Below are 12,500 nucleotides of genomic sequence, written 5' to 3' on the forward strand. Positions count from 1 at the left end.
CTTTTTGCTAAATAAAGAGTATAATTAAAGTATGTTCCCTTTTTTATAGATAGTACACTAATATAAAAAAGTTAGGCTTACATATTTTTAAAATTTTATTTCAAGGAGGAATAATGGAAAAGTATTTTGGTGAAAAACAAGAACGTTTTTCATTTAGAAAATTATCAGTAGGACTTGTATCTGCAACGATTTCGAGTTTATTTTTTATGTCTGTATTAGCTAGTTCATCTGTGGCTGCTCAAGAGACTAAAGGTGTTCACTACAAATATGTGACAGAGTCAGAGCTATCATCAGAAGAAAAGAAGCAGCTTGTATATGATATTCCGACATACGTGGAGAATGATGATGAGACTTATTATCTTGTTTATAAGTTAAATTCTCAAAATCAACTGGCGGAATTACCAAATACTGGAAGCAAGAATGAGATGCAAGCCTTAGTTGCTGGTGCTAGTTTAGCAGCTCTGGGGATTTTAGTTTTTGCTGTTTCCAAGAAAAAAATTAAGAATAAAACGGTATTACATTTAGTATTGGTTGCAGGGATAGGAAACGGTATCCTAGTATCAGCCCATGCTTTAGAAAATAATCTTTTACTGAATTACAATACTGACTATGAGTTGACCTCTGGAGAAAAATTACCTCTTCCTAAAGATATTTCAGGTTACACTTATATTGGATATATCAAAGAGGGAAAAACGACTTCTGATTCTAAGGTAAGTAATCAAGAGAAATCAGTAGCCACTCCAATAGATCAACAAAAGGTAGATTATACGATTGCACCGAATTTTATAGAGAATCCATCAAAAATACAAGTGATTAACGGACAGTATGAGGCTGTTCCAGAATTTAGGGATGGACAAGTTGGAACTGTAGCTACAGAGTCCGCTGAAACTAAAGCTGATACATTATCTAGTGATATGAACTCAGAAGTGGAAAGTCACTCTACACCTCCAACCGTAGATTCTTCTCAGAACGGAGAGAATCTTGGAAAACAGAAAGAAGATGCAACTCCAGTCGAGAAGCCAAAAGAAGTAGAAGAAACAAACAAACCTGAAAAAGATGAGTCAAAAGACGAAACTTCAACAAAACCTGAAAATTCTGGTAATGCAATAACAGAAGAGAATGGGCAAACAGTACCAACTGAATCTAATCAAGGTGATACAAATAAAGTTGGAGAGTCAAATAAACCAGAAAATAATGACTCCAAAAATGAAACTTCAGAAAAAACTGTAGAAGAAGTTCCAGTAAATCCAACAGAAGGCTCTACAGAAGGAACCTCAAATCAAGGAACAGAAAATCCAGTTCAATCTGCAGAAGAATCAACAACGAATTCAGAGAAAGTATCACCAGATACATCTAAAGAAAATACTGGGGAAGTGTCCAGTAATCCTAGTGATTCGACAACCTCAGTTGAAGAAACAAACAAACCTGAAAAAGATGAGTCAAAAGACGAAACTTCAACAAAACCTGAAAATTCTGGTAATGCAATAACAGAAGAGAATGGGCAAACAGTACCAACTGAATCTAATCAAGGTGATACAAATAAAGTTGGAGAGTCAAATAAACCAGAAAATAATGACTCCAAAAATGAAACTTCAGAAAAAACTGTAGAAGAAGTTCCAGTAAATCCAACAGAAGGCTCTACAGAAGGAACCTCAAATCAAGGAACAGAAAATCCAGTTCAATCTGCAGAAGAATCAACAACAAACTCAGGAGAAGATGCAACTCCTAAGTCAGGAGAAAAATCAGGAGAGACTAAAGAAGAATCTACAGACGCTTCAGAAGTTCCTTCTGCAACTCCAGTCGAGAAACCGAAAGAAACTGATAAGGTCAAAGAAGAGGGTTCACTAGAATCAAATGTTTCTAAAATGGAAACCCCCAACACAGAAGACGCTTCGGAAGGGAATACTTCATCTACAATGAGCAGTCCTCAGACGGATGAAGAATCCAAGATAAATGCTCCAAAGGATGAGCTTCCTAAGACAGAACTGGAGGAAAGTGAACATCCTAATAGTAGTAATGTAGCTACAGAGTCCACTGAAACTAAAGCTGATACATTATCTAGTGATATGAACTCAGAAGTGGAAAGTCACTCTACACCTCCAACCGTAGATTCTTCTCAAAACGGAGAGAATCTTGGAAAACAAGGAGAAGATGCAACTCCTAAGCCAGGAGAAAACTCAGGAGAGACTAAAGAAGAATCCACAGACGCTTCAGAAGTTCATTCTGCAACTCCAGTCGAGAAGCCGAAAGAACAAGAACCAGAAAAAACTGTAGAAGAAGTTCCAGTAAATCCAACAGAAGTCACTACAGAAGGAACCTCAAATCAAGGAGTAGAAAATCCAGTTCAATCTGCAGAAGAAACAACAACGAATTCAGAGAATGTATCACCAGATACATCTAAAGAAAATACTGGGGAAATGTCCAGTATTCCTAGTGATTCGACAACCTCAGTTGAAGAAACAAACAAACCTGAAAAAGATGAGTCAAAAGACGAAACTTCAGAAAAAACTGTAGAAGAAGTTCCAGTAAATCCAACAGAAGGCTCTACAGAAGGTACCTCAAATCAAGAAGCAGAAAATCCAGTTCAACCTGCAGAAGAAACAACAACGAATTCAGAGAATGTATCACCAGATACATCTAAAGAAAATACTGGGGAAATGTCCAGTATTCCTAGTGATTCGACAACCTCAGTTGAAGAAACAAACAAACCTGAAAATTCTGCTCATCCAATAACAGAGAGCGGACAAACAGAACCAGAACAATCAAACGGAAATTCAACTGAGGATGTTTCAAGCGAATCAAACACAGCCAATTCAAATGGAAACGAAGAAATTAAACAAGAAAATGAAGTAGAACCTGATAAAAAAGTAGAAGTTCAAGAGAAAACAATAGAACTAAGAAGTGTTTCTGATGTGGAGCTCTATAGTTATGAAGATAATCAATCAAAACAACATACAAGTTTGGATAAAGTACCAGATAATAAATCTGCTTATTTCATTAAGGTGAAGTCAGCTAAATTTAAAGATGTACTGCTTCCAGTTTCAAACATTGAGGATACTACAAAAGATGGCAAACCAGTCTATAAAATCACAGCTAGATTGGAACACTTGAAGCAATCTGTAGACAATCAATACCAAGACAATTTTACATATTATCTTCCAAAACTTGTTCAAAATGATGGCCCTATCTACACATCATTTAAAAAATTAATAACTGATATGAATAGTAGACCAAGTGGAACATTCACACTTGGTGCAACAATGAATGCTCGCGAGTTTGAGTTAAATGAAAACCAAGAAAGTTATGTTACAAATAACTTTACAGGGACATTGATTGGTAGTCATCAAGGTAAACATTATGCTATCTATAATTTGAAAAAGCCATTATTCAATACATTAAATAGAGCTACTGTTAAGGATCTCACCTTAAAAGATGTTAATATTTCTGGTAAGAATCATGTCGCATCAGTTGCTAAGGAAGCCACAAATTCTTCAACTTTAGATAACGTTCACGCAAATGGAATCATTGCTGGTGAGCTAGGTATCGGAGGACTTGTCCAAAAAGTTGATAATTCTACAGTAAGAAATAGTAGCTTCACCGGAAGAATAACAAATACCTTTGTTACAAAGTCTCAGTATGCAATTGGTGGCTTAGTAGGACAATTAACTGGATCTAATTCTGTAGTAGATCATTCTATTTCAACAGTAACCATTTCAAGTAATGGAGAACATTCTAATCAAACAATTGGTGGAATTGCAGGTATCGTAGAAAATAATGCAACTGTAAAAAATAGTTATGCTGAAGGTGAAATAAATAATGCTAAACCATTCGCTAGAGTTGGTGGAGTTGCAGGTTCCCTTTGGACAAATGGCTCTAGCACGGAGGACAATTCTGGGATTCTACAAAATGTCCTAAGCGATATGAATATTACAAATGGGAATGCGATTTCTGGTTACCACTTCAATGGTATGAAGAAAACAGCAGTTTACAGTAATAAAGACAATAAGGTAGTTAATGTTCAAGCAGTTGGAGATGAGGTAATGTCAGTTGATTCCACTGTAGAACGTGGTACTGAGATTGAAAAAGAAGCAGTTCAAGCCAAGAAAGACCAGATTACTACAAAGAAAACTATAACCGTGGAAGATTTCACAAATTCTGCTAAACAGGATGTAGATTATACCAAGGCCACTCATTATCAAGCGGCAAGAGAAGTTGCATATAAAAATATAGAAAAATTATTGCCTTTCTATAATAGAGACACCATTGTGAAGTATGGAAATCAATTGTCAGCTGATAATAATCTATTTAAGAAAGAATTGTTATCTGTTGTCGCTATGAAAAATGAGGAAGTGGTTTCAGATATTACTTCAGACAAGCACTCTATCAATCACTTATTACTACATTACAAAGATGGAACATCTGAGAAAGTAAACGTAACCTACCATAGTGATTTTGCAAATCTGGCTGAGTATACTATTGGAACTACAGGTCTAGTATACACACCAAATGCTTTCCTAAAAGATTATTCATCTATAATAGACAGAGTTAAAAACGACTTAAATACAGTGCAGTATAATCCATCTGCTCTTAAGAATTTGTTAGGAATCTCTGATAATGTTAAATTAACAGAACTCTATCTAGATGAACAATTCGCTAAAACCAAAGAGCACTTGACTGAGACTCTTAAAAAATTACTTTCAGCTGATGCTGCTGTTACTGGAAATAATAGTGCTATTGACAATTACATGGTTGATAAAATCAAGCGAAACAAAGAAGCCTTGATGCTAGGATTAACCTATCTAGAACGCTGGTATGATTTCAAATTTGATAAGGCTAGCGCAAAAGATTTGCTTATGTTCCATATGGATTTCTTTGGTAAGGGAAATACCTCTCCGCTAGATACAATTATTGAACTAGGTAAATCTGGCTACAACAATCTCTTGGCAAAAAATAATGTGGTTACTTACAATGCCTTGCTGACGAATAACTACGGTACAAAAGACCTGTTTAGTGCTTTAGAAGGCTATCGTAAAGCATTTGCACCTACTCAAACTAACAATGACTGGTTTAAATCACAGACCAAGGCTTATATCGTTGAAGAAAAATCTAATATTCCAGAAGTGAGGGCTAACCAGGAAAAAGCTGGTAGCAAGTACTCTATCGGTGTCTATGATCGAATCACTAGCGACAGCTGGAAATATCGTAACATGGTACTACCTCTACTTACCTTGCCAGAAAAATCAGTATTTGTCATTTCAACTATCTCTAGTCTAGGCTTTGGTGCTTATGATCGTTATCGCAATAGTGACTATAAGGCTGGTGATAAGCTCAATAAGTTTGTTGAAAAGAGTGCTCACGAAACAGCAGAGCGTCAACGAGATCACTATGATTATTGGTATCGTATTCTAGATGAAAAAGGGCGTGAAAAGCTTTATCGAAATATCTTGCTTTATGATGCCTATAAATTTGGAAATGATAATACTGAAGGAAAGGCTAAAAAAGTAGCAGATTTTGATGATCCAAATCCTGCTATGAAACATTTCTTTGGACCTGTTGGAAATAATGTTGGACATAATCAACACGGTGCTTATGCTACAGGGGATGCCGTTTATTATATGGGTTATCGTATGTTGGATAAGGATGGAGCTATCACTTATACTCATGAAATGACGCACGATTCAGATCAGGACATTTATCTTGGAGGATATGGTCGAAGAAGTGGTTTGGGACCAGAGTTCTTCGCCAAAGGCTTATTACAAGCGCCAGACCATCCAAATGACGCAACCATCACCATCAACTCGATCTTGAAACATTCAAAATCTGATAGTACAGAAGGACAACGATTACAAGTACTTGATCCAACCACGAGATTTAAAGACGCAACAGATCTTCAGAACTACGTCCACAATATGTTCGATGTCGTTTACATGTTGGAATATCTCGAAGGAAAATCTATTACAGAGAACCTTACCAATTATCAGAAAATGGAAGCTCTTAGAAAAATTGAGAACAAGTATGTAGAAGATCGTGAAGATGGAAATAAGGTTTACGCAACAAATGTAGTCAAAGATTTGACAGTAGAAGATGCTAAAAAACTGACAAGCTTTGAGAGTTTGATTGATAATAACATCCTTTCAGCTCGTGAATACAAGTCTAAAGAATACGAAAGAAATGGCTACTTCACTATTAAGTTATTTGCACCAATTTATGCAGCATTAAGTAGTGATATAGGAACACCAGGTGACCTGATGGGACGTCGTATAGCCTATGAACTACTAGCTGCTAAAGGCTTTAAAGATGGTATGGTACCATATATCTCAAACCAATACGAAGAAGAAGCCAAACAAAATGGTAAAAAGATAACTATTTATGGTAAAGAACGCGGATTGGTGACAGATGACTTGGTTTTGAAAAAGGTATTTAACGGTCAATATAAAACTTGGACAGAATTCAAGAAAGCTATGTACAAAGAACGCCAAGATAAGTTTGGACAATTAAATACAGTGTCATTTAAGGATCCATCAATTCCTTGGTATATTCGCGAAACAAAAACTATCAATAGCGTGACTGAATTACAGAAATTAATGGATGAAGCTGTTCGTAAGGATGCAGAAGATAATCGTTATTCTTGGTATAACTATAATCCAGAATATGATAGTGCGGTTCATAAGTTGAAGAGAGCAATCTTTAAAGCCTATCTTGACCAAACCGATGATTTTAGAAGTTCAATTTTTGAGAATAAAAAATAGTGTTTACTATTAGGAAATAAAAAGTGAATGTAGAGAATTAGAATTGTCATTATTAAAAAAGATAAATTTTCCATTCGGAAAATAAAATGTATTGTTGGTTCGGTGTTACTCGGAAGTGTCTTGGTTGCACCGTAACCGCCCAATAACGAAGTATATTGAAAAATCTCCAGACTAGAGAACTCACGGATAGTTCCTAATCTGGAGATTTCTTATTTGCACTTTTCTTGTACAACTTTAGTCCATGGTAAATAAGCCTCTAAAACCTCTTTGTTTACGAGAGTTTCCTCGTTTGGAAGACATTCTAGAAGATAGGATAGATATTTTTCACTATTTAGTTGATGACGTTTAGCTGTTTCCAACAAACTCATAATAATAGCTCTTGCTTTAGCTCCTTCAAAACTTTGAGAAAACAACCACCCTCGCTTTTTAAAATTTAGCTTAGGCTAAAAGAGTCCACCGGACTCTTTTACTCAAGGTGAACTTGACCTAAATCGTTTAGTTGAATCATCATAGTACACTACCTTTCCTCCGATAACTATTTTTATCTAGTATACCGGAAGTTGGGGAATTAGGATAGATACGATACCTTGTTATGACGCACTTACTTTAGAATAGTACGTTATAGATGTTAAAATATTTCTAGAAATTAATTTGACTTTCCTAATCGATTTGTTCACATCTTGTTTTAATCTACTATATATAGGGTACTTGAAAGGCTATCATCGGACAAAATAAAGAAGGCATGATATAATATAAAGTAGATTTCTATGTCATAAAACAAGAACTGTTTGGACATCATCCATTTGAAAACTCTATGTGTTCAAACGATAGTAAAATAAAATAGGGTATCTAAATCCTCGCTATGAAAGGAAAAACTCAATGGCTACTATTCAATGGTTTCCTGGTCACATGTCTAAAGCGCGTCGGCAGGTGCAGGAAAATCTAAAATTTGTTGATTTTGTAACGATTTTGGTGGATGCACGCTTACCTCTATCTAGTCAAAATCCTATGTTGACCAAGATTGTTGGTGATAAACCGAAACTCCTGATTTTAAACAAGGCGGACTTGGCCGATCCAGTAATGACCAAAGAATGGCGTCAGTATTTTGAATCACAGGGAATCCAGACGCTGACTATCAATTCCAAAGAGCAAGTGACTGTAAAAGTTGTAACAGATGCGGCCAAAAAGCTCATGGCCGATAAGATTGCTCGTCAGAAAGGACGTGGTATTCAGATTGAAACCTTGCGTACCATGATTATTGGGATTCCAAATGCTGGTAAATCAACTCTGATGAATCGTTTGGCTGGTAAGAAAATTGCTGTTGTTGGAAACAAGCCAGGGATTACCAAGGGGCAACAATGGCTCAAAACCAATAAAGACCTGGAAATCTTGGATACACCGGGGATTCTCTGGCCTAAGTTTGAGGATGAAACTGTTGCACTGAAACTGGCCTTGACTGGAGCTATCAAAGACCAGTTGCTTCCTATGGATGAGGTAACTATTTTTGGCCTCAATTATTTCAAAGAACATTATCCAGAAAAGTTGGCTGAACGCTTCAAACAAATGAAAATTGAAGAGGAAGCGCCTGTGATTATTATGGATATGACCCGTGCCCTCGGTTTCCGTGATGACTATGACCGTTTTTACAGTCTCTTCGTGAAGGAAGTCCGTGATGGCAAACTCGGTAACTATACCTTAGATACATTGAAAGACCTCTATGGCGACGATTAAAGAAATAAAAGAACTTCTTGCAACGGTCAAGGACTTAGATAACCCTCTTTTTTTACAACTCGAACAGGATAGTCGCTCTGGAGTTCAAAAGGAAATCAGCAAGCGTAAAAAAGCCATTCAGGCTGAATTGGATGAGGATTTTCGTTTGGAATCCATGCTTTCCTATGAAAAAGAACTTTACAAGCAAGGATTGACCTTGATAGCAGGTGTTGACGAGGTCGGCCGAGGTCCTCTTGCTGGTCCTGTAGTCGCTGCAGCCGTTATTTTACCTCAAAATTGTAAGATTAGAGGCCTCAATGACAGCAAGAAAATTCCTAAAAAGAAACATCTGGAGATTTTCCAAGCAGTTCAAGACCAAGCCTTGTCAATTGGTGTTGGTATCATGGATAATCAGGTCATCGACCAAGTCAATATCTACGGAGCAACTAAACTGGCCATGCAGGAAGCAATCTCCCAGCTCAGTCCTCAACCTGAGCACCTTTTGATAGATGCCATGAAACTGGAGTTGCCCATTTCACAAACCTCCATCATCAAAGGTGATGCTAATTCCCTCTCTATCGCAGCAGCTTCTATAGTAGCCAAGGTGACCCGTGATAAATTGATGAAGGAATTCGATCAGCAGTTCCCTGGCTATGATTTCGCTGCTAATGCAGGATATGGAACTGCTAAACACCTGGAAGGACTTGACAAACTAGGAGTTACCCCAATTCACCGAACCAGCTTTGAACCCGTTAAATCACTGGTTTTAGGTAAAAAAGAAAGTTAATTGAAAGGAAATACCATGGAGGAACAGTCGGAAATAGTCCGTTCTAAGAAAGAATTCGCCTTTGCATCCAGCACTATACTATCCCAAGTTGGTCGAGGAATCATTGTCGGCCTCGTCGTTGGAATTATCGTCGGATCCTTTCGTTTCTTAATTGAAAAGGGCTTCCACCTGATACAAGGACTTTATCAAGATCAAGGACACCTATTTGTTAACCTATTTGTTAATTTATTTATTATCGGCCTGTTTTATCTAATCATCTGTTGGCTCAGTGCTAAATTAACTCGATCAGAAAAAGATATCAAAGGCTCAGGAATTCCGCAAGTCGAAGCCGAACTGAAAGGTCTCATGACCCTCAATTGGTGGGGAGTTCTTTGGAAAAAATATATTCTAGGAATTCTTGCTATTGCAAGTGGCCTTATGCTGGGGCGTGAAGGGCCAAGTATCCAACTGGGAGCAGTTGGTGGTAAAGGAATTGCCAAGTGGCTCAAATCCAGTCCAGTAGAGGAACGTTGCTTAATTGCCAGTGGAGCTGCAGCAGGTTTAGCCGCAGCCTTTAATGCACCAATAGCAGGCCTCCTCTTTGTAGTAGAAGAAGTTTATCACCATTTTTCGCGCTTTTTCTGGGTTTCTACACTAGCAGCCAGCATCGTAGCAAACTTTGTGTCTCTGCTCATGTTCGGTTTGACACCAGTATTGGATATGCCAGATAACATTCCTCTCATGACCCTAGATCAATACTGGATTTATCTTGTGATGGGAATTTTCCTTGGATTTTCCGGTTTTCTCTATGAAAAAGCTGTGCTCGATGTCGGTAGACTTTATGATTGGATTGGTCAAAAAATCCATTTGGATAGAGCTTATTATCCAATTCTGGCCTTCATTCTCATCATACCAGTCGGAATTTTTTTACCCCACGTCCTTGGTGGTGGAAATCAGCTTGTTCTTTCCTTAACTGAGCAAGATTTTAGTTTCCAAGTTCTATTAGCTTACTTTTTAATTCGCTTTATCTGGAGCATGATTAGTTATGGAAGTGGTCTTCCAGGAGGCATTTTCCTACCAATTTTGGCGCTTGGTTCCTTACTTGGTGCCCTAGTTGGTGTTATCTGCGTCAATCTTGGACTTGTCAGTCAAGAGCAATTCCCTATATTTGTCATTCTAGGAATGAGTGGCTATTTTGGAGCAATATCAAAAGCTCCCTTAACTGCCATGATCCTCGTAACTGAGATGGTAGGAGATATTCGCAACCTCATGCCACTTGGTCTTGTCACTCTTGTTTCTTATATTATCATGGATTTGCTCAAGGGTACACCAGTCTATGAAGCCATGCTGGAAAAAATGCTTCCAGAAGAAGTATCCAGTGAAGGAGAAGTTACCCTTATCGAAATACCAGTTTCTGATAAGATTGCTGGAAAACAAGTACACGAACTCAACTTACCACACAACGTCCTCATCACTACCCAAGTCCATAATGGAAAGAGCCAAACAGTTAACGGCTCAACCAGAATGTATCTGGGTAATATGATTCACCTGGTTATTCCAAAAAGCGAAATTGGGAAAGTCAAAGATTTGTTGTTGTAGAGTTTGTTTACATAATTTATATTATGCAAACAGCTGACCTGATTTATTTAGAAAACCGATTCTCAGCAATGAGATCGGTTATTTTTTACTGATGAGGAATTTTACATACAAATAATTGAACTTTGGTAAAATAAGACTATAATTAAGTTAGAAATGATAAAGCATAAAGCTAGAAAGGAGTTTACTGTATCAAATCTGTACAGTAAGATTAAAATCATGAAAAAGAAAACAATAGCAATTATACAATGTATTTTGTATCTCATAGCTCCTTATATAGCTCTTCAGTTGTGTAGTATTAACAGAAGTTTAATGGGTGAGTTCTTTATGATTTTCTTTATTCTGTTGACTATTTCATTCTGGTTTAGTATTTGGAAACTAGAAAAAGCACTAGCTAATGATTCTCAATAGAAACTCCAAAGACTTAGATCTGTTTTACTCAGGTCTAAGTCTTCTTTAAAAAGCTCTATATCATCTTTCCGAAAAACTATAATTTTCTTGAAAAATAAATAAGTCCATGCTATACTACTAATAGACTTATTTATGGAGAAAATACATGAAACGTGAGATTTTACTGGAACGAATCGACAAACTAAAACAAATCATGCCCTGGTATATTCTTGAATACTACCAATCTAAGCTTGCTGTTCCTTACAGTTTTACAACCTTGTACGAATACCTCAAGGAATATGATCGATTTTTCAGCTGGGTTTTGGAGTCTGGTATCTCAAACGCTGATAAAATGTCTAATATTCCTTTATCTGTCTTGGAAAACATGTCAAAGAAAGATATGGAGGCTTTTATCCTTTATCTTCGAGAACGTCCTTTGCTGAATGCCAATACAAGCAAACAAGGTGTTTCTCAGACAACCATCAATCGGACCTTATCAGCGCTTTCCAGTCTTTACAAGTATCTGACCGAGGAGGTTGAAAACGACCAGGGCGAACCTTATTTCTATCGTAATGTAATGAAGAAAGTTTCAACAAAGAAAAAGAAAGAGACCCTTGCTGCCAGAGCTGAAAACATCAAGCAAAAACTCTTTTTAGGTGATGAAACAGAAGGTTTTCTAACTTATATTGACCAAGAGTACCCACAACAGCTTTCAAATCGAGCTCTCTCATCATTCAACAAAAATAAAGAACGAGATTTAGCCATTATTGCCCTTCTCTTGGCATCGGGTGTTCGCTTATCTGAAGCTGTTAATCTGGATTTAAGAGATCTCAATCTAAAAATGATGGTTATTGATGTCACTCGAAAAGGTGGCAAACGCGATTCGGTCAATGTTGCTGCCTTTGCTAAGCCTTATTTAGAGAATTATCTGGCCATTCGAAATCAACGCTATAAGACGGAAAAAACAGACACAGCCCTCTTTTTGACACTCTATAGAGGTGTTCCCAATCGTATTGACGCTTCCAGCGTTGAGAAAATGGTTGCTAAATACTCAGAGGACTTCAAAGTCCGTGTAACACCCCATAAACTGCGCCATACCCTAGCAACTAGGCTCTATGATGCTACTAAATCGCAAGTTTTGGTCAGTCACCAGCTAGGACATGCCAGTACACAAGTCACTGACCTCTATACCCATATCGTCAATGATGAACAAAAAAATGCCTTGGATAGTTTATAATTTTACGTAATATAACTTATGTAAAATATTTATCAAAAAAAGAAGCTGCTAA

The 12,500-nt window shown here is 37.1% G+C and carries 5 protein-coding genes and 1 pseudogene; 5 read left to right on the forward strand and 1 reads right to left on the reverse strand.

The annotated features are described in order from the left end of the window. The first annotated feature begins 113 nt into the window (after positions 1-113). Entirely contained in the window at positions 114-6,749 is a 6,636-nt protein-coding gene (locus SPPN_RS12030) for a ZmpA/ZmpB/ZmpC family metallo-endopeptidase (protein WP_014017257.1), read from the forward strand. Positions 6,750-6,958: 209 nt separating this feature from the next. Here the strand turns inward: SPPN_RS12030 and SPPN_RS05570 are convergent. Continuing rightward, positions 6,959-7,174 (reverse strand): annotated as a pseudogene (locus SPPN_RS05570) (transposase domain-containing protein); the annotation flags it as partial. Between the two features lie 454 nt (positions 7,175-7,628). Here SPPN_RS05570 and ylqF point away from each other — a divergent pair. The 4 genes from ylqF (at position 7,629) to xerS (ending at position 12,448) form a co-directional block, all read left to right on the forward strand. Next, positions 7,629-8,480 carry a ribosome biogenesis GTPase YlqF gene (gene ylqF, locus SPPN_RS05575; protein WP_000201328.1) on the forward strand — a complete coding sequence of 284 codons (852 nt, stop codon included), beginning with the start codon at positions 7,629-7,631 and terminating at the stop codon, positions 8,478-8,480. Then, positions 8,467-9,246: a ribonuclease HII gene (locus SPPN_RS05580; RefSeq protein WP_000201103.1), complete on the forward strand. Its 780-nt coding sequence runs from the start codon at positions 8,467-8,469 to the stop codon at positions 9,244-9,246. Before ylqF ends, SPPN_RS05580 begins: the two co-directional genes overlap by 14 nt. A gap of 15 nt (positions 9,247-9,261) precedes the next feature. Continuing rightward, entirely contained in the window at positions 9,262-10,824 is a 1,563-nt protein-coding gene (locus SPPN_RS05585; protein ID WP_000392563.1) for a ClC family H(+)/Cl(-) exchange transporter, read from the forward strand. Positions 10,825-11,377: 553 nt separating this feature from the next. Then, positions 11,378-12,448 (forward strand): tyrosine recombinase XerS, encoded by a 1,071-nt coding sequence (gene xerS / locus SPPN_RS05595; RefSeq protein WP_000817848.1) that lies wholly within the window; start codon positions 11,378-11,380, stop codon positions 12,446-12,448. Positions 12,449-12,500 lie beyond the last annotated feature (52 nt).

Origin of the sequence: Streptococcus pseudopneumoniae IS7493, assembly GCF_000221985.1 — a bacterium.
Taxonomy (GTDB): domain Bacteria; phylum Bacillota; class Bacilli; order Lactobacillales; family Streptococcaceae; genus Streptococcus; species Streptococcus pseudopneumoniae.